Here is a 24,002-nt window from a genome sequence, read left to right as displayed (position 1 = left end):
CGCTGCGTCAGGATCGCGCCGGGGCGTCGCGTTGAGCCGCCGGTGACAGCCAGGTGACCACCACCGTCGCGATCGCCGCAACGGCGATGTTGAGGATCAGCGCGCCGAGCCCGACATAGAAGGTGTAGCTGTCGCCACCGAAGCTGATCGTCGCCAGCGGCTTCAGCCCATTGCTCCAGGCGGTCCACGATCCCCAGCCGATCCCGGCCGCCCAGCCGAGCAGCAACCCCTCGGCGCGGAACCAGCGTGTGAACAGGCTGAACACCAGCGCCGGCAGGATCTGCATGATCCAGAGGCCGCCGAGCAGTTGCAGGTCGAGCGCATATTGCGTCGGCAGGAACAGGATGAAGGCCAACGCGCCGACCTTCACCACCAGCGAGGCGATCTTCGCCACCGATGCCTCGCCGGCATGGGTGATGTCTGGATTGACGTAGGACTTCCAGATATTGCGCGTGAAGAGGTTGGCGGCGCCGATGCTCATCACCGCCGCCGGCACCAAAGCGCCGATCGCGATCGCCGAGAAGGCGAAGCCTGCGAACCAGGACGGGAACAGCGCCTTGAACAGCATCGGCACCACGTCGTTCGGCGAGGACACCTGGATGTGCGCGGCATGGGCCATGTAGCCAAGCAGCGCGATCAGGCCGAGCAGCAGCGTATAGGCCGGCAGCAGGATCGCATTCTTGCGGATCGTCTCGGCAGATTTGGAAGCAAAGATGCCGGTCAGCGTGTGCGGATACATGAAGGCCGCGAGCGCCGAGCCGAGCGCGAGCGTCGCGTAAGGGAGCATCTGCGACGGTTTCAGGATCAGGCCGGTGGCGCCGCCCTTTGCCGTGAAGGCATCATTCGCGGCGGCGAACACTGCGGCGTAACCGCCGAGCTTCGCCGGCACCACTACGACCGCCACCAGCACGACGATATAGATCATCACGTCCTTGACGAAGGCGATCAGCGCCGGCGCGCGCAGGCCGGAACTATAGGTATAGAGCGCAAGGATGACGAAGGCCGCGACGAGCGGCAGTTCGCCGGTTAGTCCCATCGCCTTGATCACGACGCCCATGCCGATCAACTGCAGCGCGATATAGGGCATCGTCGCGACGATGCCGGTGAGCGCGACGACGAATTCGAGCGCGCGCGATTCATGGGTGCCGTGCACGACGTCAGCAGCGGTGACGTAGCCTTTGGCATGCGCCACTTTCCACAACAGCGGCATCACCGCGAACACGAAGGGATAGACGATGATGGTGTAAGGCAGCGCGAAGAAGCCGTAGGCGCCGACCGCATAGACCAGCGCGGGCACCGCGATCACGGTATAGGCGGTGTAGAAGTCGCCGCCGACGAGGAACCAGGTGATCCAGGTGCCGAATTGCCGGCCACCGAGCCCCCATTCATCGAGATGCTCGCTGGTGGCGCCGGATTTCCAGCGCGCCGCCATGAAGCCCATGACGGTGACGAGCGCAAAGAAGAAAACGAAGACGGAAAGGGGAATCCATTCGATCTGATCGGCCATGACGCGCGTCCTCAGGCTTCGTCAGGCTTGCGGCTGCGGTAGACCAGCCAGATCAAGAGTGAAGTGATCGGCACCCAGGCGAGCTGATACCAGTAGAAGAAGGGAAAGCCGAACAGCGACGGTTCCATGAAATTATAGAAGGGCACCCACAACAGGCCGACGAACGGCAGCAGCAACAACAACCACATCGCAGGATTCTAACTCCAGGCTCGCCGGCGACCTCGCGCCGGCTCGTGACCGGAAACGCTGTAACCAGTGGATCGTTGCTGAGCCAAGCACATTTCGACATTGCTGCGTTGCGCGAGCGAGCTTTCATCTCAGCGCTTGGGGAAACAGCCTCGTAGCCCGGGTGGAGCGTCAGCGTAACCCGGGGAAACTCGTAACCGCTGATGCAGATGTCCCGGGTTCCGCGTTCCGCTCCACCCGGGCTACGGTACTAGATCATCCGCGCCACGATCGGGATCCTGCGCAGCGCCATCGTCAGCGCCCAGCTTGCCGCGAGCGTACCGGCGAACACGATGGCGGCCTTCACGCCGGCCGGCCAGGCACGGTCGTAGACCAGGTATTGCAGGTAGATGATGAAGATGTAGTGCAGGAGATAGATGCCATAAGCCGATGGCTGCATGGCATCTAACATGGGTAATTTGGCCTTTGCGAAACGCAGGAAGGTTGCCGGCAGCGCGAACGCCATCGCCGCGCTGAACAGCGCGAAAGCAAAGGCGTAAGCCACTTCCCACCACGTCGGCGGATTGTTGAAATCGATCCAGTTGTGGTGAGCGTAGACCAGGAACAGGATCGCGCCGTAGAACGCGAGCGCGTAGCCAAGCCACAGCAGCCAGCGCTTCGCCACTTCGCCGTCTTCCGCGAAAATGCCCGTGCGCAGGCTGACCACGCCGATGCCGACGCCGGTGAAGAAATAGGCGGCATAGAGCAAGATGCGGCTGGTCTGTATCGGCAGCGGATAACCGCCCGGCTCGAGCCAGCTCGCATCACCGAAGATCAGGCGCATCGGCACGTAGGAGACGAGCGAGACCATCAGGAATGCGGCGAACACCGTCGTCGGCCGGTTGCGTGTCACGAAGATCGCCTGGCCCAAGCCCTTGAGCAGCCGCGGCCCGAGCGACCACACGGCGACGGTCAGAATATTGAACGCGAGCAGCACCCACAAGAACCACGCCGGTCCCGACGGCCACGGCCCGATGGTGAGCGTGTGCCACCAAAAATGGAAGAAATTGAAATCGGTCGTGCCAGGCAAATGATAGCGCAGGAAGGTCGGATAATAGGCCACCGGCATCAGCACGAAGATCGATACCAGATAGGGAATGCCGAGGCGCCAGGTGCGGCTGGCGATGAAATTCGCTCCTCCCCGGCGCGTCAGGCTGTCGTGTACGAACAGGCCCGAGATCAGGAACATGCAGGCCATGAAGAAACTGTCGTTGAACAGCACGACGAGATCGAAGCCGAGCCAGCGCGCTTTGTCGCCGCTGCCGAAATGAGTGTAGTTCACCACCGAATGATGGATCAGCACCAACAGGATGATGAAGGTGCGCGCGCGGTCGAGCGCAACGATGCGGGTCGTCGCGATTGCGCTTTGATCGGTTCCATCGGTCTTGCGCAGCATCGGGGCCGTTCCGGATCAGATTTCTGTTCGATCACTTTTCGAATGCGTCGTAAACGATCTTCTTGACGTTGACCTCAACGTGCCATCGCCCGGAGGGCGCGTTCAAGAGCAGCACGAAGAACATGTCCTGGGCCGGGTCGACGACGATATACGCCCCCGACGCGCCGTCCCACTTGATCTCGCCGGGCGAGCCCGGCGGAGGCGGCACGGCGTTGCCGGCATCGGTGCGGATGCCGAACCCGTAGCCGAAGCCAAAGCCGTCGCCAGGATAATAGAAAAAGTTGCGGGCGACGCCCGATCCCGGCCCGATATGGTCAGTCGTCATCGCCTTAAAGGTTTTCGGGCCGAGGATGGTCTTGCCATCCAGCGTGCCGCCATTGAGCAGCATCTGGCCGTAACGCGCCATGTCGGCTACCGTCGACACCAGGCCGCCGCCGCCGGATTCCCAACGCGTGACGTCGAGCGGATTGCGCTCGACACGCTCGTCACTGCGCAGCCGCCGCGCGTAGCGGGCGCGCTCCGGCGGATCGGTCAGGAAATATTTGGTCGTGGTCATGCCGAGCGGCTCGAACAGCGCCGTCTTCTCGAACTCATAGAGCGATTGCCCCGATGCGACCTCGATGACGCGGCCGAGCACGTCGATTGAATGGCCGTAGTCCCATAGCGTGCGCGGCTGCTCGGCGAGCGGCAGCTTCGCGATCCGCTCGGCGAATTCGGCATTGTCGAAATCGCCGAGATAGATGCCGTCGTAGGCCGCCTTTACCAGTCCCGCGCCATAGAATCCGTAGGTGATGCCCGAAGTATGCAGCAACAGATCCTCGATCGTGACTGGACGGACCAGCGGCACCAGATCGAGCACCGGGCGGCCCGACTCGTCCTTGCGCTCGACGCCGACCTTCATGTTGGCAAAGGAGGGGATGTATTTGCTGACGGGATCGTCGAGCGCGATCTTGCCGCGATCGATCAGGATCATCGCCGCCACGCTGGTGACGGTCTTCGTCACCGAATGCAGCGGAAAGATCGTATCCGCGGTCATGTCGATGTTCGCTTCGACGTCGCGCTTGCCGAAGCATTTGAAATAGATCGGCTTGCCATGCCGCTGGATCAGCAGTGCCGCGCCAGGAATCTTTCCGGCCGCGCTCTGCTCGGTGAGGAAGTCGTCGAGACGCGAGAGCTTTTCCATCGACAGCGGCGCATTCGGTGGCGGTCCGAAGCCTGCGGCCGGCAGCGGCGCGATCAGGCAGGCGAGCATCACGGCAAGCGGCGTCATGATTCGGCGCAATGACACCCGCTTCAGCGCAAACATGCTGCTCCCTCCTGCCCTCCGGTCACCGGCAATTTATTGGATTGCGGCGCGCTGCGCCATCATCTCGTTACAAGCGATGATTTATCGGCGGGCGAATAGGAAAAGGCCGACGAATTGTAGGGTGGGCAAAGCGCAGCGTGCCCACCGTCCATCCACCACCACCCGTGAATGGTGGGCACGCTGCGCTTTGCCCACCCTACGCTTCCGACATCACGAATACGGGTCGATCAGCTTCCGCTGCTCGGCGCTGTGGTCGACCAGCATGTCGATGAAGGTCCGCACCTTCGCCGATAGATGATGGCGGTGCGGATAGACCGCGTTCAGCGAAAGCTCGACGGGCCGGTATTCCGGCAGCAGGCGGACCAGTCGCCCGGCCTCGAGATCGCCGTGAACCATGAACCCTGCAGCGAGGCAAATGCCGGCGCCCTGCAGCGCCGCCATGCGCAGCGCCTCGCCGCTGTTGGTGATGAACCGGCCGGACACCTTCACCGATGCCGGCGCGCCGCCGCGATCGATGAACCGCCACTCGTCCTGGTAAGGATAATTCACATGGCGGACGCAATCGCGCTCGCTGAGCTCGGCGAGCTCATGCACCGTTCCATGCCGTTCGATATAGTCGTGCGAGCAGCACAGCACGTGGCGCCAGGTGGCGAGACTGCGCACGATCAGGCTTGAATCCGGCGGCCGGATCATGCGCACAGCCACGTCAAAGCCCTCGTCGATCATGTCGACCGTGCGCTCGCCCATCGAGAGATCGACCTTGACCTCCGGATAAGTCTTGAGGAACTCGGCGACGACGGGCGCGACATACGGCACCGTGTGGGTATGGGTATAGACGCGCAGCGTGCCTCGCGGCGTCGAGTGCAGCGCGCCCGCGATGTCGTCGGCCTGCTCGATGTCGGCAAGGATTTGGACGCAGCGGTCGTAATAGGTGCGCCCCACCTCGGTAAGGCTGACCTTGCGCGTGGTGCGGTTGAGCAGCCGGACGCCGAGCCGATCCTCCAGCGCCTGGACGTGGTTGCTGACCATCGTCGTGGACATGTTGAGGCGGCGCCCGGCAGCCGAAAAGCCGCCGCTATCCACCACCCGGACAAAGGCCGTCAGGCTGGTCAACCGGTCCATGAGCGAGTTCCCGATTGTTTGCTCTCACTGGATAATCCTTCCAGTTTTTGCGGGATTATCACAGCGCTGGAGACATCGCATCTACCCCACGGATTTGGCGCCCTCCTGCGTGAGGAGGCGCGCCTAAACGCATGCGGGGTAGCCATGTCGACGACATCCTATGTCACTGATACAAAAGAAAAAATAAGCCTGCGCCCGTCGCGGCTGGCGATCAGGCGGGCGGCATTGGCGCTGGCTGCCGTGCTCGGCATCGCCGGCATTGCCGATTTCGGCTACGACTACCTCACCACCGGCCGCTACCTCGAATCGACCGATGACGCATATGTGAAGGCCGATTCCACGATCGTCTCGCCAAAGGTCTCCGGGTACATCGCGCAGGTGCTGGTCGGCGACAACCAGCCGGTCAAGGCCGGGCAGTTGCTGGCCGAAATCGACGACCGCGATTTCCGCGCCGCGCTCGCCCAGGCCCACGCCGATGTCGACGCCTCCGAGGCCGCGGTGCGCAACCTCGATGCGCAGCTCGCGCTGCAGCAGCCGATCATCGAGCAAGGAACGGCCGACGTCGCCGCCGCCGAAGCCAATCTGAAATTCGCGCAGGAAGAGCAGGCTCGTTACGAGGGGCTGATGAAGACCGGCTCCGGCACGGTGCAGCGCGCGCAGCAAACCGATGCCGCGCTTCGTGCGAGCAACGCGCAATTGCAGCACTCCAGATCCGGCCTGCTCGCCGCCCAGCGCAAGGTCGATGTGCTCACCACCGAACGCGCCAAGGCAGTCGCACAGCTCGACCGTGCCCGTGCTATGGAGCAGCAGGCATCGCTGAACCTCAGTTATACGCGCATCACCGCGCCGGTCGACGGCACCGTCGGCGCGCGCTCGCTCAGGGTCGGACAGTATGTTCAGGCCGGCACGCAGTTGATGGCGGTCGTGCCGCTCGACGCCGTCTATGTCGTCGCCAACTTCAAGGAGACGCAGCTCACGAATGTGCGCAACGGCCAGCCGGTCGAAGTCGAGATCGACAGTTTCCGCGGCACCAAGCTGCGCGGCCATGTCGACAGCCTGTCGCCCGCGAGCGGGCTCGAATTCGCGTTACTGCCGCCGGACAACGCGACCGGCAACTTCACCAAGATCGTGCAGCGGGTGCCGGTCAAGATCGTGCTCGATGATATCAGGCTGAAGGGCCTGTTGCGCCCGGGCATGTCCGCGGTGCCGACCGTCGACACCAAGGCCACCGTGCTGGCCGAGCGCGAAGCCAAAAGCCGGCTCGCCTCCGGCGCCGCGCATCCGAACGGGGGCTAGCGGTGAGTTCATCATGCGCTAGCGGACGAGACTAATGACTACGCTACAGCCCACGCTCGACGCCGCGTCCTCCGCGGATCTCAGCCCAAAACCCGCCGCCGCACCGTCCATCCCCGCAAAAATCTGGATCGCGGTGGTTGGCGCCAACCTCGGCGCCTTCATGGCGGTGCTCAACATCCAGATCGTCAACGCCTCGCTGGCGGACATCCAGGGCGCGATCGGCGCCGGCATCGATGACGGCGGCTGGATCTCGACCTCCTATCTGGTCGCCGAGATCGTGGTGATCCCCTTGAGCAGCTGGCTCGCGCAGGTGTTCTCGATTCGCCGCTATCTCCTGATCAATGCGGTCCTGTTCCTCGTCTTCTCGGCGGCCTGCGCGCTGGCACACGACCTGCCGCAGATGATCGCGCTGCGCGCGGTGCAGGGTTTCACCGGCGGCGTGCTGATCCCGATGGCGTTCACCTTGATCATCACGCTGCTGCCGAAGGCGAAGCAGCCGGTCGGGCTCGCGCTGTTCGCGCTGTCGGCGACATTTGCTCCCGCCATCGGCCCGACCATCGGCGGCTATCTCACCGAGAACTGGGGCTGGCAGTACATCTTCTATGTCAACCTGGTGCCCGGCGCGATCATGGTCGGCATGCTCTATTTCTCGCTGGAAGCGAAGCCGATGAAGCTTTCGCTTCTGCGCGAGGGCGACTGGCCAGGGATCATCACCATGGCGATCGGCCTATCCGCACTGCAGACCGTGCTGGAAGAAGGCAACAAGGACGACTGGTTCGGCTCGCCCTTCATCGTCCGCCTCTCCGTCATCGCGGCGGTGGCGCTTGTGGCTTTCATCGTGATCGAGCTGACCACGAACAAGCCGCTGCTCAACCTGCGCCTGCTGCTCCGCCGCAACTTCGGCTTCGGCATGCTGGCTAATTTCCTGCTTGGCACCGCGCTCTACGGCTCGGTGTTCATCCTGCCGCAATATCTGGCACGGATTCAGGGCTACAATGCCGAGCAGATCGGCATGGTGCTGGCATGGACGGGGCTGCCGCAGCTCGCGCTCATCCCGTTGGTGCCGCGCCTTATGCAGCGCTTCGACCCACGCATCATCATCGGGGTCGGATTCACGCTGTTCGCGGCCTCGAATTTCATGAACATCTACATGACCAACGACTACGCCACCGACCAGTTGTTCTGGCCCAACATCGTGCGCGCGATCGGCCAGGCGCTGGTGATGGCGCCGCTGTCGGCGGTCGCGACCGCGGGCATCGAGGCAGAGAATGCCGGCTCGGCATCGGGGCTTTTTAACATGATGCGCAATCTCGGCGGCGCCGTCGGCATCGCGCTATTGCAGACGCTCTTGACCAAACGCGAGCAGTATCACTCCAACGTGCTGATGCAGTCGGTCTCGCTGCTGGAGCAGGCGACCCGCACGCGGATCGAGCAGCTCACGCAATATTTCATGAGCCATGGCGTCGCCGACCATGCCGACGCGACGCACCGCGCCATCGTCGCGGTCGGCAGGATCGTGCAGAAGCAGGCCTATATTCTAGCTTTCAGCGACACCTTCTACGTGATGGGCGTTGCACTGATCGTCGCCCTGTTCGCCGCGGCGCTGCTGAAGAAGCCGGGCGCACTTGCCGGCGGTGGCGCGCATTAGACTAGGACCAGCTCTCCACCGTCATGCCCCGCGAAGGCGGGCATCCAGTAACCGGCGGCTTCTCGATCCAGCACTGACGTCTCTGGAATACTGGATCGCCCGCCTTCGCGGGCGATGACATCGGAGTCTGGGCAGCGGAGCGCCTACACCGCCGTCGCCTTGGCGAATTCGACATAGATCTCGCGCAGGCGGTCCGTCATCGGACCGGGCTTGCCATTGCCGACCTTCTTGCCGTCGATGGCGACCACCCCTTGCACGAACAGGCTGGCGCTGGTGATGAAGGCTTCCTTGGCGGCCAGCGCTTCCTCGATCGAGAACGCACGCTCCTCGACCCGGAGCTGGCGCTCCTCGGCGAGCGCCACCACGGCCTTGCGGGTGCAGCCGGGCAGGATTTCGCTGCCGTTCTGCCGGGTCACGATGACGTCGTCCTGGGTCAGGATGAAGGCGGAGGACGAGCCGCCCTCGGTGACCTTGCCGTCCTCGATCATCCAGGCCTCGCCGGCGCCGGCTTCGGCGGCCGCCTGCTTGGCCAGCACCTGGGCGAGCAGCGCCACGCTCTTGATGTCGCGCCGCTCCCAGCGGATGTCAGGCACGGTGATCACGTTGATGCCAGTCCTGGCCGAGGGCGCGCCGACGATGTCCTTCTCGGAGGTGAACATCACCAGCGTCGGCTTCACCCCCTTGGGAAAAGCAAAATCGCGGCCGGTATCGGCGCCGCGGGTCACCTCCAGATAGACCATGCCGTTGACGAGCTTGTTGCGCGCCACCAGCTCCTTCTGGATTTCCTGGATCCGCGCAATGGTTTCCGGCAGTTCCAGCCTGATCTCGCCGACCGAGCGCTCCAGCCGCGCCAGATGCGAGGCGTTGTCGACCAGCTTACCGTCGAGCACGGCGGCCACCTCGTAGATCCCATCGGCGAACAGGAAGCCACGGTCGAGGACCGACACTTTGGCCTCCGAAAGGGGCACATAGGAGCCGTTGACGTAAGCGATCTTTTCCAAGCGAAGTCTCCCCGGACGTAGTGATGCGACCAGGTTTTCTATACGCAATTCGCTGATGCCGATAGACCTTCCGTCCCAACTCTCTCGCCGTCATTCCGGGGCGCGCGAAGCGCGAACCCGGAATGACAGCGGGGGGCTAATGCTGCAAAATCTTCGACAGAAACTTCTGCGCGCGGTCGCTGCGCGGCTTGCCGAAGAAATCGGCCTTCAACGCATCTTCGACGATCTCGCCCTGGTCCATGAAGATCACGCGATGGGCGACCTTGCTGGCAAAGCCCATTTCGTGGGTGACGACCATCATGGTCATGCCCTCGCGCGCGAGATCGACCATCACGTCGAGCACTTCGCTGATCATTTCCGGATCGAGCGCCGAGGTCGGCTCGTCGAACAGCATCGCGACGGGGTCCATCGCCAGCGCCCGCGCGATCGCGACGCGCTGCTGTTGCCCGCCGGAAAGCTCCGCCGGATATTTCTTCGCATGCTCCTTCAGCCCGACGCGATCGAGCAACTTCATGGCCTTTGCCACTGCCTCGTCGTGTTTGCGGCCCAGCACCTTCTCCTGCGCCAGGCAGAGATTGTCGATGATCCGCAAATGCGGAAACAGTTCGAAGTGCTGGAACACCATGCCGACGCGCGCGCGCAGTTTCGGCAGGTTGGTCTTGGGATCGTTGACCTTGATGCCGTCAAGGATGATCTCGCCGCCCTGGATCGGCTCCAGCGCGTTGACGCATTTGATCAGCGTCGACTTGCCCGATCCGGAGGGGCCGCAGACCACCACGACCTCACCCTTGGCGACGCTGATGGTGCAGTCCTTGAGCACCTGGAAGGTCGGCCCGTACCATTTGTCGACGTGGCGAAGTTCGATCATGCGATTGGTTACCTGACGATGGCGATGCGCGCCTGGAGGCGGCGGACGCCGAAGGAGGCAAGGCAGGAGATGGTGAAATAGACCACTGCCGCGAACAGGTACATCTCGACCAGCCGGCCGTCACGCTGCGCCACCTTGCTGGCGGCGCCGAGGAAATCCGGGATCGACAGCACGTAGACCAGCGAGGTGTCCTGGAACAGCACGATGGTCTGGGTGAGCAGCACCGGCAGCATGTTGCGGAATGCCTGCGGCAGCACGACGTAGCGCATGCTCTGCGCGTAGGTCAGGCCGAGCGCGCTTGCCGCCGCCGGCTGGCCGCGCGAGATCGACTGGATTCCGGCGCGCATGATCTCGGAGAAATAGGCGGCCTCGAACATGATGAAGGTGATGAGCGAGGAGGCGAACGCGCCGACGCTGATCGGGCGCGACGCGCCGGTGAGCCACTGCCCGATATAGGGCACCAGGAAATAGAACCAGAAGATCACGAGCACCAGCGGCAGCGAGCGCATGAAGTCGACATAGAGCCCGGCGATGCGGCCGAGCAGCTTGAAGCCGGACAAGCGCATCAGCGCGATCAGCGTTCCAAACACAAGCCCGCCCAGCGCCGACAGCGCGGTCAGCGTCAGCGTGAACGTCATGCCGTCGACGAAAAGGTAGGGCAGCGAGCGGCGGATGACGTCGAAATCGAAGTTGCCGAGCATGCTATTTCCCCGCGATATAGCCAGGGATCGCGACCTTGCGTTCCAGGAAGCGCATGCCGGTGACGACGACGATATTGACCAGGAGATACATGATGGTCGCGGCCGTGAAGGCCTCGAACACCTGGAAGGAGAATTCCTGCATCGCGCGCGCCTGCCCGGTCAATTCGATCAGCCCGATGGTGATCGCCACGGCCGTGTTCTTCACGGTGTTGAGGAATTCCGAGGTCAGCGGCGGCAGGATGATCCGGTAGGCCATCGGCAATAGCACGTAGCGATAGGTCTGTGCCGTCGTCAGCCCGAGCGCGGTCGCCGCCTGCTTCTGGCCTCGCGGCAGCGCGGCGATGCCGGCGGCAAGCTGCACGGCGACGCGCGCCGACATGAACAGCCCGACGCCGATCGAGGCCGTCCAGAAGGGCGCGTTCGGCATTTGCTTCAACCACAGCCCCGCCGCGCGCGGCAACAGTTCCGGCAGCACGAAGAACCACAGGAAGAGTTGCACCAGCAGCGGCATGTTGCGGAAGAATTCGACGTAAGCGAAGCCGATCCAGCCCGCGACCTTCGATGGCAGCGTGCGCAGCACGCCGACCACCGAGCCGAACACCAGCGCGATGATCCAGGCCGTGAGCGCGGTCTTGATCGTCAGCGCCAGCCCTGACAGCAGCATGTCGAGATAGGTGCCGCTGCCGGTCGGGTTCGGCTCGAAGAAGATCTGCCAGTTCCAGTGATAGTTCAAAGCTCCCCCGCTTCGCTACACGTCCGACCCGCCCATGCAATGGCCGGGCCACCTGAGATGGTTCGGCCCTGCTTCTCCTCATCCTGAGGAGCGGCGTCTTCGCCGCGTCTCGAAGGATGAGGCCACAGGCGGGCCTCATGGTTCGAGACGGCGCTACGCGCCTCCTCACCATGAGGGTCTACAGCTACGCCTACTTACTACTTATACGAATCCGGGTCCGGCGAGTCGGAGGGCTTGGCGAACTCGTTCTTCAGCTCCGCGGCGATCGGCGTATTCAGGTTCAGCCCCTTCGGCGGGATCTTCTGCGTGAACCACTTGTCGTAGATCTTCTGGCCTTCGCCGCCGGTGTAGAGCGCGGCGGTTGCCGCATCGACCACCTTCTTGAAGGCCGGATCGTCCTTGCGCAGCATGATGCCGTACGGCTCGGGCTTTGAAAATGCGTCCTTCGAGATGACGTAGTCGTCGGGCGCTTTCGACCCTGCAACCAGGCTTGCGAGCAGGATATCGTCCATCACGAAGGCGACCGCGCGGTCGGTCTCGACCATCAGGAATGCTTCCGCATGGTCCTTGGCCGGGATGATGTTGACGTTCAGCGCGCGCGCGGCATTGGCCTCGGTGAGCTGCTTGATGTTGGTGGTGCCGGCGGTCGACACCACGGGCTTGCCCTTGAGATCGTCGATCGAATTGATCTTGCTCGACTTCTTCGAGACGTAGCGGCTCGCGGTGAGGAAATGGGTGTTGGTGAAGGAAATCTGCTTCTGCCGCTCGGCATTATTGGTGGTCGAACCGCATTCGAGATCGATGGTGCCGTTGGCGAGCAGCGGGATGCGGGTCGATGACGTCACCGGGTTGAGCTTCACCTCGAGCTTGTCGAGCTTCAGTTCCTTTTTCACGGCGTCGACGATCTTGTAGCAGATGTCCATCGCGTAGCCGATCGGCTTCTGGTTGTCGTCGAGATAGGAGAAGGGGATCGAGGAGTCGCGGTGGCCGAGCGTGATCGTGCCGGTCTCCTTGATGTTCTTCAACGTCCCCGTCAGCTCCTGGGCGCCGGCCTCAGCCGCGCCGAGCGCGGTGGCGAGCGCGAAGCCGATCGAAAGAAGGCGTTTCATGCGTGGTCTCCTCGGTTGGATAGGTTCGATTGTGTCAGAATGTCTGTCAGCCGGCGCAACGTGGCCGCGACACGGCTCTGGATGTCTCGCTCATCGCAAAATGACCGAGCTTCGCCATCGTCGTAACTCTTGCGCCCCCTGTTGCCGCAGCTATCAGCCCATGTCCCCGGCGTGCAAACGAAATCATACTCGCCTGGAAGAGAATAGAGCGGGCATACTTTAGTCTCGATTGTCTCCCGTCCCGCCCGCAGAGGTTGCCCCCACCTGCCGGCATTCGCGCCCGCGGGCCGCCGCTCCAATTCCGCAGCTCGGCATACCACGGTAGGCGAATTGTCGCACGTGCCGTTTCATCCGGCGGCATCGACAAACCTTTCCCCCAACACGCTTTTCTTCTGTTTCGTTTTCAGGAAAGATCGCCGCATCAAAGAGAAAACAAATCCGGCCCGGCCAACGGGACCGCAGAGGGAGTTGTAGATGCCTCGTTACAGTCGTTTGATGCTTGCAGTCGCGGCCATCGGGATGCTGATGGCGACTTCCGCCACCGCCCAGGAATATCCGACAAAACCAATCACGCTGATCGTGCCGTGGCCGGCAGGAGGATCGACCGACATCTCGATGCGCGCCATCGCCGACAGCGCCTCGAAGATCCTGGGCCAGCCGATCGCGATCGACAACAAGGCCGGCGGCGGCGGCACGGTCGGCCCGGCCACCATGGCGGCCGCCGCGAAGCCGGACGGCTACACCATCGCGCAGATTCCGATCACCGTGTTCCGCCTGCCCTTGATGCAGGACGTGTCCTGGGATCCGGCCAAGGATTTCAGCTATATCGTCCACCTCACCGGCTACACCTTTGGCGTCACGACCAGCGCCGAAGGTCCGTTCAAGACCTGGCAGGACGTGATCGATTTTGCCAAGAAGAATCCTGGCAAGGTCACCTATGCGACGCCGGGCGCCGGCACCTCGCTGCATATCGGCATGGAGCAGATCGCGGCTCTGGCCGGCATCAAGCTGACGCAGGTGCCGTTCAAGGGCGGCGCGGAGACCAATGCCGCGGTGCTCGGCCAGCACACTATGCTGCAAGCGGATTCCACCGGCTGGCGGCCGCTGGTCGATGCCGGAAAACTGCGCCTGTTGATGGTGTGGACCGGCGCGCGCTCGCCGAACTATCCCGACGTGCCGACGCTGAAGGAGCTCGGCTATTCCATGGTCTATGACTCCCCGTTCGGCATCGCCGGGCCGAAGGGCATGGATCCCAAGATCGTGGCCAAGCTGCACGACGCCTTCAAGAAGGCGATCGAGGACCCGGCCGTGATCGCAACGCTCGCCAAATACGACATGGTGCCGAACTACAAGAACACCGAGGACTACAAGAAATTCGTCGTCGAGGTCACCGCGTCAGAGCGCAAGGTGATCGAGTCGCTCGGTCTCGCGAAGAAGACGAACTAGCCCCTCGCACAGGGCAACGCCGGTGGCAGCGCGAGCATCTGGACGCACGACATGAGCAACGACGCGAACGTAAAATTCCGCCTCAGCAATTCCGAGCTCTGGGGCGGGCTGATTGGCTTGGCCTTCGGCGGCTTTGTGATCTGGTCGGGTGTGAGGCTCAAGCTCGGCACCATCAACGATCCCGGCTCCGGCTACGTGCTGTTCTACACCGGCATCCTGATCTGCCTGTTCGCTCTCACGATCATTGTCTCTGCCGTCACCGAAGGCGGGCCGACTTTGGCCTCGCGCTGGGAGAACACGCGCTGGAGCAAGCCGCTCCTGATCATCGCCTGCCTCACATTGTTTTCGTTCGCGCTCGACACGTTCGGCTTTCTGCTGTCGGCGATTCCGCTGATGGTGCTGCTGCTCCGTGTGATCGATCCCGTGCGATGGTCGTTGACCATTCCGCTGTCGATCATGTCCCCGCTCGGCATGTGGTGGGTGCTCAAGCATCTGCTTGGCATTCAACTGCCCTCGGGCGTGTTCGAGATCGGCTGAGCGCGTCATGGAAACAATCCTCAACGTCGCCCACGGGTTCGGCGTCGCGCTTCTGCCGGTCAACCTGCTCTATTGCTTCATCGGCGTCTTCATCGGCACCTTGGTCGGCGTGCTGCCCGGCATCGGCCCGATCTCGGCGATGTCGCTGCTGTTGCCGGTGACGCTGTCGGGAACGCCGGAATCCGGCATCATCATGATGGCCGGCATCTATTACGGCTCGATGTATGGCGGCTCCACCACCTCGATCCTGGTCAACATTCCCGGCGAAGCCGCCTCCGTCGTCACCTGCATCGACGGCCACGAGATGGCCAAGCAGGGCCGCGCCGGCCCCGCGCTCGGCATTTCCGCATTCGGCTCGTTCATCGCCGGCACGTTTGCCCTGATCGCGCTGATGCCGGTCGCGCCAAAGCTCGCCAGCGTCGCCATCGCATTCGGCCCGGCCGAATATTTTTCGCTGATGGTGCTGGGGCTGGTGGTCCTGACCTTCCTGACGCAGGGATCGATGGCCAAGGCGCTGCTGATGGCCTGCATCGGCGTCGTGCTCGGACTGGTCGGACTCGACAGCATCACCGCGATGCCACGGCTGACATTCGGCCGCGTGGAGCTGATTGACGGCATCGGACTCGTGCCTGTTGTGATGGGGCTGTTCGGTATCGCCGAAGTGCTGCTCAACACCGAGCAGGCGATCAAGCGCGACGTCATCAACACCAAAATCACGCACCTTCTGCCGAACAAAACGGACTGGAAGGCCAGCGCCGGACCCATGTCGCGCGGGACGATCCTTGGATTCTTCCTCGGCATCCTGCCGGGCGGCGGCGCGGTCGTCGCCTCGTTTGCATCCTACGCACTGGAGAAGCGGCTTTCCAAGACGCCGGAGCGGTTCGGCAAGGGCGCCATCGAGGGCGTCGCCGGCCCGGAATCGGCGAACAATGCCGCCGCCGGCGGCGCCTTCATTCCGCTGATGACACTCGGTATCCCGCCGAACGTGGTGATGGCGCTGCTGCTCGGCGCTTTCGTGATCCACGGCCTGCAACCAGGCCCGCTCATGATCACGCAGAATCCCGGGCTGTTCTGGGGCATCGTCGCCAGCATGTATATCGGCAATTTGATGCTGCTCGTGCTCAACCTGCCGATGATCGGGATGTGGGTGCAGCTCTTGAAGCTGCCATACAACGTCCTGTTCCCGCTGATCATCCTGTTCACCATCATCGGCGTCTATTGCTCCAGCAACAATGTCTTCGATGTCTATGTGATGATCGCTTTCGGCGTGATCGGTTATTTCATGCGCAAGCTCGGCTACGAGCCGGCGCCGCTGGTGCTCGCCTTCGTTCTCGGCCCGATGCTGGAGAACAATCTGCGCAAGTCGCTGATCCTGTCGCAAGGCGACCTGATGACCTTCGTGCAGCGGCCGATCTCGGCGGCATGTCTGGCGCTGGCGGTGGTGCTGCTGGTCGGGCCGCTATTGCCGGCGTTAGGCAAGAAGCGCGAGATGGTTGCGCTGGACGAGGGCGCGTGAGCTCCACAGAGCCCCAACCAATCGTGATCGCCTTCAAATGTAGCCAACTATGTCTCCACTGAAACACAACTGCAATCGGAGCTCCCCAGCATCCACCGACGCATCGGTTGTACCAGGTGGAGTTCACGAGCTATGTCCCCAAGGTTCGACGGCAAGGTGGTCATCGTCACCGGCGCTGGAAGCGGTATCGGCGCGGCGACCGCACGCCGATTTCATGAGGAAGGAGCGACCGTCGTATTGAACGGACGCCGAGCGTCCAAATTGCAGGACGTCGCCGCAACCTTGACAGCCGATCGCTGCATGATCCGGCCGGCTGATGTCTCCAACGCGAATGCGGTTGAAGACCTCGTCACCGATGTCGTCCGCAGACTCGGCAAGATCGACATTGTCGTCAACAATGCCGGAACGGCAACTGCCGGCGCTTTCCTCGATCTGCCCACCCAGGGTTGGCGTGAGGTCTTCGCGGTCAACGTCGATGGGGTCCTCAACGTAACGCGGGCGACGCTTGCTCATCTTATCGAGAGCAAAGGCTCGATCATCAACGTGTCATCCATTTCGGGACTTGGCGGCGACCGCGGGCTCAGCTTTTACAACGCCACGAAAGGCGCGGTCAGCAACCTCACGCGGAGTCTGGCTCTCGAATTTGCCGAGAAGGGAGTACGCATCAATGCGGTCTGCCCAGGCACCATATTCACCGACCTGACGATGCGCGTCTTCGAACGCTTCCCTGACGTGCTTCAACGGCTACAAGAACGCATTCCCCTGGGACGGGCAGCCCAGCCGGAAGAAGTTGCTGGTGTCATCGCGTTTCTTGCCAGTGATGATGCGAGCTTTGTAAATGGCGTAAACCTGGTGATCGATGGCGGCGTCAGCGTATCGACGGGCTCGGCATCCTTCATATAGACCGTCCTATGCAGAACCCGCTCGGTACATCGGCGGCGATCACAGCGCCCTCGCCATCTCGCCGAGATCCCAGAACAGGCCGGCCATGATCATGAGCGCCTCTTCCGTCACCGGCAGCAGAATGTGCTCGTCGGGTGCGTGCTGCGAGCAGCCGGGATAGGAATGCGGCACCCAGATCGTCGGCAAGCCCAGACCTTCCGAAAACACGTCATTCGGTAGCGAGCCGCCGAAATTCGGCAGCACCGCCGGCGCCTTGCCGGTGGTCTTGCGGATCGAGCCCGCGGTCCAGTCGATCCAGGGACTGTCCATGTCGGTCCGCGACGCCGCAAAGCGTTGCGCGTCGCTGACCTCGACCATCGGAAAGCCGTTGGCATGGAGATGCGCACGCACGGCATCGACGACCTCGCCAATCTTCGTGCCGACGACGAAGCGAAGCTGCAGCACGGCATTCGCCTTTCCGGGAATCGCATTCGCCGGACTTGCGATATTGCCCGCCGACATCGCCAGCACTTCCAGCGTATTCCAGGCATAGAGCCGCTCGGCGGGCGACAGCCCCTCCTCGCCCCAGTCCGGCGACAGCGCCGGCTCGTCCGCGCTCGGCTCGACCTTCACGTCCGCCAACGTGGCGCAGACCCGATTCGAGATCGGCGGCGGCTTCAACGCCTCCAGCTTCATCTGCCCCTTGCTGTCGACCAGGCTCGCAATCGCGTTCGCCAAGATCGTCGCGGGATTGGCGAGCACGCCGCCCCAATTGCCGGAATGATGCCCGCCCTCGCGCAGGTTGACATCGAGATGGATGCGCAGGCCGCCGCGGCAACCGAGGAAAATCGTGGGCCGCTCGGCCGAAAGCCGCGGCCCATCGGATGCCAGGAACAGATCGGCCTTGAGTTCCTCGCGATGCGCTTCGCAGACCGCCCGCAGGTCCGGCGAGCCGATCTCCTCCCCGGTTTCGATGATGAACTTCGCGTTGAAGCCGAGCCTGCCGCCGCGGGTCTCCCGCACCGCGCGCAGCGCCGCGATATTGATGCTGTGCTGACCCTTGTTGTCGGCGGTGCCGCGGCCATAGACGCGGTTGCCCTTGATCGTGGTCTTCCAGGGGTCGAGATTATCGCGCCATTCGCCGATCATGCCGTCGATGACATCGCCATGGCCGTAGGTGAGCACGGTCGGCCGCGAGGCGTCCTCGAGATATTCGGCCAGCAGATACGGACCCTTGCCCGTCGGCGACTCGATCAAACGCGTCTTGAAATCGAGTTCGGCCAGCGCTGGCTGCAGATTATCAGTCAGATACCCGCGCAGCGCGGCGCCGCTGCCGGGATTCTGGCTTTCGGTCCGGTAGCCGATACGTTGGTCGAGTTCGCGAAGAAACTCGCCCGATTGAAAATGCTGTCGGACGCGAGCGATCGCATCACCCCTGTCAGCCATAACTTTCCCTTTCGCCGCACCTAGTCGATCGAATTATTCTCTCGACCTCATTATCGGGATACGCCCTATGCTGGAAGTGGCGCAGCGATGCCGGGCTCTGCTAAAATTGCATTCGGCACGCCACAAAGTAAGTATCGAAAGCTTAGCACATGACCAAACAAATCCGGCTCAACGCCTTTGCCATGAACTGCGTGGCGCATCAGTCGCCGGGATTGTGGACCCATCCGCGCGACCGCACCGCGGAGTATAACCGGCTGCCCTACTGGCTCGATCTCGCGAAGACGCTGGAGCGCGGCCGGTTCGAGGGCCTGTTCCTCGCCGATGTGCTCGGCGTCTATGACGTGTTCGGCGGCGGCCCGGATGCTGCGCTGCGCAACGCCGCACAGACGCCGGTCAACGATCCCCTGCTGCTGGTTCCGGCGATGGCCGCGGTGACGAAGCATCTCGGCTTCGGCGTCACCAGCAACCTCTCCTTCGAGCCGCCCTACACATTCGCGCGGCGGATGTCGACGCTCGATCATCTGACCGAGGGCCGTGTCGGCTGGAACGTGGTGACCGGCTATCTCGACTCCGCCGCACGCGGCGCCGGCAAGGACAAGCAGACGGCACATGACGACCGTTACGACGTGGCCGACGAATATATGGAGGTGGTCTACAAGCTCTGGGAAGGGTGCTGGGAGGATGACGCCGCGATCCGCGATCGTGCGCGCAGCATCTTCGCCGATCCCGCGAAGGTGCATCCGGTCAGGCACGAGGGCAAGAACTTCCGTCTCAGCGCGCTGCATCTGAGCGAGCCGTCGCCGCAGCGCACGCCGGTACTCTACCAGGCCGGCACCTCGCCGCGCGGCCGGCAGTTTGCCGCGGAGCATGCCGAATGCGTGTTCATGTCGGGACCATCGGCCAAGGTGATCGCGCCGCGGGTCTCGGCCATCCGCGAGCTCGCCGAGCAGAAGGGGCGGAATCCGGCCGAGGTCCTGATGTTCAGCATGATGACCGTCATCCTCGGCCACACCGAGGCCGAGGCGTCAGCGAAATATGCCGACTATCGCCGCCACATCAGCCATGAGGGCGCGCTGACCTTGATGTCCGGCTGGACCGGTGTCGATTTCTCGACCTACGGCCTCGACCAGGAGGTGCGTCATGTCCACAACGACGCCGGCCGCACCGCGATGGACAACATCACCCGCGCCGATCCCGATCGCATCTGGACCGTGCGCGAGGTCGCCGAGCATGTCGGCATCGGCGGCATCGGCCCGGTCATGGTCGGCACGCCGGAAAAGGTCGCCGATGATATCGAGCGCTGGTTCGAGCAGACCGACGTCGACGGCCTCAATGTTGCCTTTGCGATCTCACCCGGCGATTTCGAGGATATCGCCGACATGCTGGTGCCGGAATTGACCCGCCGCGGCCGATACAAGCAGGACTATGCGCAGGGCACGCTGCGCGAGAAACTGTTCGGCGCGGGCCGCGCGCGATTGACCACCGAGCACCCCGCAGGCCGCTACCGCATCAAGGCGCACGCGACGGCGGCGGAGTAGGAGCGACACCGTCTCAGACCGTCATTGCGAGGAGCGTAGCGACGAAGCAATCCATGCCTCCGCTAGCGGAGAGATGGATTGCTTCGCTCCGCTCGCAATGACGCGTTGATAGAGCGCGGCTTAATTCACCGCGTTGCTCACCACCACCTCGATCAGCTTGGCGCCGGGACGGCTGAAGGCGGAGCGCAGCGCGCCCTTCAGCTCACGGGGATCGGTGATCCGTGTCGCTTCCAACCCCAGCGACTTCGCGACGCCGGTGAAATCAACCGCCGGATCGACGAAGTCCATGCCGACATAATGGTCATCGCCATGGAAGGCGAGCAGGCGCTGCTTGATGATGCGGTAGCCGCCATTGTTGACGATGACGAAAGTCAGCGGCAGCTTGTGGTTGGCCGCCGTCCACAGCGACTGGATCGAGTACATCGCGCTGCCGTCGCCGGAAAAACACACCACCGGCCGCTGCGGATTGGCGAGGCTGACGCCGACCGACGCCGGCAGTCCCCAGCCGATACCGCCGGAAGCGAGCGCATGATAGCCGTAGCGGTCGCGGTGCGGACGTAGGGAGATCATCTGCCGCGACGAGGTCAGGCCTTCATCGACCAGGATCGCATTGTCAGGCATCGCCTCGACCACCTGCAGCGCCAGCCAGTCGGGATCGATCGGCGAGGTGCCCTCGGCTTTCGATATCTGCTCGACCAGCGCCCTCCGCTTCGCGGTCCAGTTCTTCGACGCCAGCGCCGCAAGGCCCTGCTTCGCCCGCGCTTCCAGCGCGGCGCCGCCGGCCGCCTTCAGCGCCGGAATCAGCGCGCGCAGGGTTTCCTTCACGTCCGCCTTCAGCGCGATCTCGGCGCCGTAATTCTTGGCTAGGTCCCAGTCGACCAGGCCGACCTGCACGATACCCAGACCATCCGGCAGCGGATCGACCTCGCTATAGACCGACATCCGCAAGGGATCGCCACCGAGTGCGATGATGAGATCGTAAGGCGCCAGCGTCTCGCGCGCGAGCTTCTGCACCCGCGCGATCGCGCCCATGAAGCACGGGCTTTCGGAGAGGAAGTGCGCGCCATAGGGCGTCGACGATTGATAGGCCGGCGCGCCCAGCACCTGCGCGAGCTCGGCGGCTTCCTGCAGCGCATCGCTTTTGACGATCTCGTCGCCGGTGACAATCACCGGCCGCTCCGCTTTCAGGATCCGCGCGACCAGGGCCTGCAGCGATTCATCCGACGGCTTCACCCGCGTGTCGACGCGGGTCGCGCGGCCGAGCTCGATGCCGGCTTCGGAATTGAGGATATCGCCGGGCAGCGAGATGAACACCGGCCCGGTCGGCGGCGTGGTTGCGACCTTTGCGGCGCGGCGCACGATGCGCGGCAGGTCTTCCAGTCGCGTCACCTCGACCGCCCATTTCACCAGCGGCTCGGCCATCTGCACCAGCGGGCCGTAGAGCACCGGCTCGGTCAATCCGTGACCCTGCTCCTGCTGACCGGCGGTGAGGATCAACGGCGTGCCGGTGAATTTGGCGTTGAACAGCGAGCCCATCGCGTTGCCGAGCCCGGGCGCGACATGGACGTTGCAGGCGACGAGCTTGCCGGAAGCGCGGCTGAACCCGTCGGCCATCGCCACCACCAGGCTCTCCTGCATCGCCATCACATAGGTGAGATCGGGATGGTCCTTCAGCGCGTGCATGATCGGCAATTCGGTGGTGCCGGGATTGCCGAACAGATGCGTGATGCCCTCGTCCTTCAACAGCGCCAGGAACGCCGAACGCCCGGTAATGCGATTCTTCATGTCTCCTCCTACCCTCGGGCTCATTGGCGCGCGGGAAGAGGCATCATGACCAAACTTGCCGGCCTCGAGCAATCGCGCCTGCGCTCATGGCTGCCTTGCGCAGAGGCTTGCGGGCACACGGCGTAGCCCGGATGAAGCGCAGCGCAATCCGGGGTTTGCACCGTGTCGCCGGATTGCGCTTCGCTCCATCCGGGCTACGAAGAATCAAAACATCCCCTCGCGATCCGGCCGCTTCTTCTTTTTCGAGCGATGCCAGACCACGCCAGGATAACCCTTCAGCGGCACCAGCGGTTCGCCGGTATAGGCCCACTCCTGCAGCTCTTCGATTGCGATGTGATAGAGCGGTTGCCGGCCGGTACGGCCCAAGAACAGCGCGCGCGGAATGTTCACCATGTGCGCCGAATGCGCGCGCTCGTAAAACAGCGGCGTGCCGCAGGTCGCGCAGAAGCTGCGCACGGTCTTCGTCGCCGGATCCTCATAGCGCGTGATCGCATCCTCTCCCGCGATGATGCGAAACCGCTTGCGCCAGCTCCCGACATAGGTCGCGTAGGCCGCCCCATGCGCGCGGCGGCTCGGCGCGGAATGATCGTGCCAGGCCCAGCGCGCCGGCACGTCGATCTCAAGCCGAACTGCGCCGCACAGGCATTGGCCCGACGCGATACCTCCTGCAGCGGCAGCTTTGGCCATTCTCGCTTCTCGTTTCCTCGTCATTGCGAGGAGCGAAAGCGACGAAGCAATCCATCTCTCCACGCGCGGAACCATGGATTGCTTCGCTGCGCTCGCAATGACAGCGATGTTTACGCCTGTGCCATCTCGTTGTGCGCGGGATAATCGGTATATCCCTTCTCCTCGCCGCCGTAGAACGTCGCGCGATTATACGGCGTTATCGGATAGCTGCGCTGCAGCCGGCGCGGCAGGTCCGGATTGGAGATGAAGATGCGGCCGAAGGCGATTGCGTCCGCGTGTCCCGCGGCGATTGCGGCATCCGCCGTCTCGCCGGTGAAGCCGCCGGCGGTGATCAGGACGCCGCTCCACATCGGGCGGTACAACACCATCGCCGACGGCACGTTCTGGTGATTGACCTCGGCGCGGCCGGCGCCGGAGGAGCGCGGCTCGATGAAGTGCAGATAGGCAAGCCCGAACGGATCGAGCGACTTGATGGCGTGGCTGTAGAGCGGCATCGGGTCCGCCTCGCCGCTGCCATTGGCGATGCCGTAAGGCGACAGCCGCACGCCGACGCGGTTCGCACCCCAGACATCGACGACGGCCTTCGTCGCTTCCATCAGGAAGCGCACGCGGTTCTCGATCGACCCGCCATACTGGTCAGTGCGCAGATTGCTGCGCGACTGCAGGAACTGCTCGATCAGATAGCCATTGGCGCCGTGGATCTCGACGCCGTCGAACCCGGCTTTCATCGCGTTCTTCGCGCCTTCGCGGTAGGCCTCGATCACGCCGGGAATCTCAGAGGTCTCGAGCGCGCGCGGCGTCTCGTAATCGACCACCTTGCCATCAGCCGTCATCGTCTTGAACTCGGAGGAGATCGCCACGGCGGAAGGCGCGACCGGCAGCGCGCCGCCCGGCTGGAAGGAGGAGTGCGAGACGCGCCCGACATGCCAGAGCTGCAGGAAGATGATGCCGCCCTTGGCGTGCACGGCGTCGACCACTTTCCGCCAGCCGGCAATTTGCTGCTCGCTGTAGATGCCGGGAATACCGGGGCTGCCGAACCCGGTATTCACCACAGGCGAGGCTTCCGCGATGATCAGGCCACCCGGCGTCGCACGCTGAGCATAATATTCCACGTTCAGCGGCCGCGGCGCCAGCGACGGCTTTTCCGCGCGCATCCGCGTCAAGGGCGCCATCACCACGCGATGCTGGAGCTGGTAGGGACCGAACTTGAGAGGAGAGAAAAGCGACGGGAATTTCATGCCTGCCCCGGATTT

The 24,002-nt window shown here is 63.4% G+C and carries 21 protein-coding genes; 7 read left to right on the top strand and 14 right to left on the bottom strand.

Translation table 11 applies throughout. The annotated features are described in order from the left end of the window. Positions 1–7: 7 nt before the first annotated feature. From OZ411_RS17855 to OZ411_RS17835, 5 genes are all read right to left on the bottom strand, one after another. Positions 8–1,507, bottom strand: coding sequence for a sodium:solute symporter family protein (locus OZ411_RS17855; RefSeq protein ID WP_282529006.1), 1,500 nt, complete (start codon positions 1,505–1,507; stop codon positions 8–10). Positions 1,508–1,518: 11 nt separating this feature from the next. Beyond that, complete coding sequence (locus OZ411_RS17850; RefSeq protein WP_282529005.1) at positions 1,519–1,695, bottom strand: DUF3311 domain-containing protein; 177 nt, start codon at positions 1,693–1,695, stop codon at positions 1,519–1,521. Between the two features lie 248 nt (positions 1,696–1,943). Continuing rightward, positions 1,944–3,128, bottom strand: a complete 1,185-nt coding sequence (locus tag OZ411_RS17845) for an acyltransferase (RefSeq protein WP_282529004.1) — start codon at positions 3,126–3,128, stop codon at positions 1,944–1,946. Between the two features lie 31 nt (positions 3,129–3,159). Continuing rightward, positions 3,160–4,434 carry a serine hydrolase domain-containing protein gene (locus tag OZ411_RS17840; protein WP_282529003.1) on the bottom strand — a complete coding sequence of 425 codons (1,275 nt, stop codon included), beginning with the start codon at positions 4,432–4,434 and terminating at the stop codon, positions 3,160–3,162. A 210-nt stretch (positions 4,435–4,644) separates the two neighbouring features. Then, positions 4,645–5,556, bottom strand: a complete 912-nt coding sequence (locus OZ411_RS17835) for a LysR family transcriptional regulator (protein WP_130580726.1) — start codon at positions 5,554–5,556, stop codon at positions 4,645–4,647. A gap of 144 nt (positions 5,557–5,700) precedes the next feature. Between OZ411_RS17835 and OZ411_RS17830 the strand changes: the two genes are divergently transcribed. Both OZ411_RS17830 and OZ411_RS17825 read left to right on the top strand, forming a co-directional pair. Continuing rightward, positions 5,701–6,852, top strand: coding sequence for an HlyD family secretion protein (locus OZ411_RS17830; RefSeq protein ID WP_282529002.1), 1,152 nt, complete (start codon positions 5,701–5,703; stop codon positions 6,850–6,852). Between the two features lie 34 nt (positions 6,853–6,886). Then, entirely contained in the window at positions 6,887–8,500 is a 1,614-nt protein-coding gene (locus OZ411_RS17825) for an MDR family MFS transporter (protein ID WP_282529001.1), read from the top strand. Between the two features lie 143 nt (positions 8,501–8,643). Here OZ411_RS17825 and OZ411_RS17820 read toward each other — a convergent pair whose 3' ends face one another. From OZ411_RS17820 to OZ411_RS17800, 5 genes are all read right to left on the bottom strand, one after another. Further along, positions 8,644–9,501 (bottom strand): D-amino-acid transaminase, encoded by an 858-nt coding sequence (locus OZ411_RS17820; RefSeq protein ID WP_130584108.1) that lies wholly within the window; start codon positions 9,499–9,501, stop codon positions 8,644–8,646. A 136-nt stretch (positions 9,502–9,637) separates the two neighbouring features. Then, positions 9,638–10,369, bottom strand: coding sequence for an amino acid ABC transporter ATP-binding protein (locus OZ411_RS17815; protein ID WP_282529000.1), 732 nt, complete (start codon positions 10,367–10,369; stop codon positions 9,638–9,640). An 8-nt stretch (positions 10,370–10,377) separates the two neighbouring features. After that, positions 10,378–11,070 carry an ABC transporter permease subunit gene (locus OZ411_RS17810; protein ID WP_282528999.1) on the bottom strand — a complete coding sequence of 231 codons (693 nt, stop codon included), beginning with the start codon at positions 11,068–11,070 and terminating at the stop codon, positions 10,378–10,380. Between the two features lies 1 nt (position 11,071). Continuing rightward, entirely contained in the window at positions 11,072–11,803 is a 732-nt protein-coding gene (locus OZ411_RS17805; protein ID WP_282528998.1) for an amino acid ABC transporter permease, read from the bottom strand. 197 nt (positions 11,804–12,000) lie between these two features. Next, entirely contained in the window at positions 12,001–12,912 is a 912-nt protein-coding gene (locus OZ411_RS17800) for an amino acid ABC transporter substrate-binding protein (protein WP_282528997.1), read from the bottom strand. Positions 12,913–13,386: 474 nt separating this feature from the next. Between OZ411_RS17800 and OZ411_RS17795 the strand changes: the two genes are divergently transcribed. From OZ411_RS17795 to OZ411_RS17780, 4 genes are all read left to right on the top strand, one after another. Next, on the top strand, positions 13,387–14,358 hold the full coding sequence (locus tag OZ411_RS17795; protein ID WP_282528996.1) for a tripartite tricarboxylate transporter substrate binding protein: 972 nt from the start codon (positions 13,387–13,389) through the stop codon (positions 14,356–14,358). Between the two features lie 51 nt (positions 14,359–14,409). Further along, the gene (locus OZ411_RS17790; protein WP_282528995.1) at positions 14,410–14,895 is read left to right on the top strand and encodes a tripartite tricarboxylate transporter TctB family protein; all 486 of its coding nucleotides are present in this window, start codon (positions 14,410–14,412) and stop codon (positions 14,893–14,895) included. 7 nt (positions 14,896–14,902) lie between these two features. Beyond that, entirely contained in the window at positions 14,903–16,411 is a 1,509-nt protein-coding gene (locus OZ411_RS17785; protein WP_282528994.1) for a tripartite tricarboxylate transporter permease, read from the top strand. A gap of 132 nt (positions 16,412–16,543) precedes the next feature. Beyond that, on the top strand, positions 16,544–17,314 hold the full coding sequence (locus tag OZ411_RS17780) for an SDR family NAD(P)-dependent oxidoreductase (protein WP_282528993.1): 771 nt from the start codon (positions 16,544–16,546) through the stop codon (positions 17,312–17,314). 39 nt (positions 17,315–17,353) lie between these two features. Here OZ411_RS17780 and OZ411_RS17775 read toward each other — a convergent pair whose 3' ends face one another. Then, positions 17,354–18,739 carry a M20 family metallopeptidase gene (locus OZ411_RS17775; protein WP_282528992.1) on the bottom strand — a complete coding sequence of 462 codons (1,386 nt, stop codon included), beginning with the start codon at positions 18,737–18,739 and terminating at the stop codon, positions 17,354–17,356. Positions 18,740–18,888: 149 nt separating this feature from the next. Between OZ411_RS17775 and OZ411_RS17770 the strand changes: the two genes are divergently transcribed. Then, complete coding sequence (locus OZ411_RS17770; protein ID WP_282528991.1) at positions 18,889–20,277, top strand: LLM class flavin-dependent oxidoreductase; 1,389 nt, start codon at positions 18,889–18,891, stop codon at positions 20,275–20,277. A gap of 120 nt (positions 20,278–20,397) precedes the next feature. Here OZ411_RS17770 and OZ411_RS17765 read toward each other — a convergent pair whose 3' ends face one another. The 3 genes from OZ411_RS17765 to OZ411_RS17755 form a co-directional block, all read right to left on the bottom strand. Further along, on the bottom strand, positions 20,398–22,062 hold the full coding sequence (locus OZ411_RS17765; protein ID WP_282528990.1) for a thiamine pyrophosphate-binding protein: 1,665 nt from the start codon (positions 22,060–22,062) through the stop codon (positions 20,398–20,400). 204 nt (positions 22,063–22,266) lie between these two features. Next, entirely contained in the window at positions 22,267–22,749 is a 483-nt protein-coding gene (locus tag OZ411_RS17760) for a GFA family protein (RefSeq protein WP_130583572.1), read from the bottom strand. Positions 22,750–22,859: 110 nt separating this feature from the next. After that, on the bottom strand, positions 22,860–23,987 hold the full coding sequence (locus tag OZ411_RS17755; RefSeq protein ID WP_282528989.1) for an alkene reductase: 1,128 nt from the start codon (positions 23,985–23,987) through the stop codon (positions 22,860–22,862). Between the last annotated feature and the right edge of the window lie 15 nt (positions 23,988–24,002).

The sequence above is a fragment of the Bradyrhizobium sp. Arg237L genome, assembly GCF_029990105.1.
Classification (GTDB): Bacteria; Pseudomonadota; Alphaproteobacteria; order Rhizobiales; family Xanthobacteraceae; genus Bradyrhizobium.
This window is presented reverse-complemented; position numbering and strand designations above follow the sequence as displayed.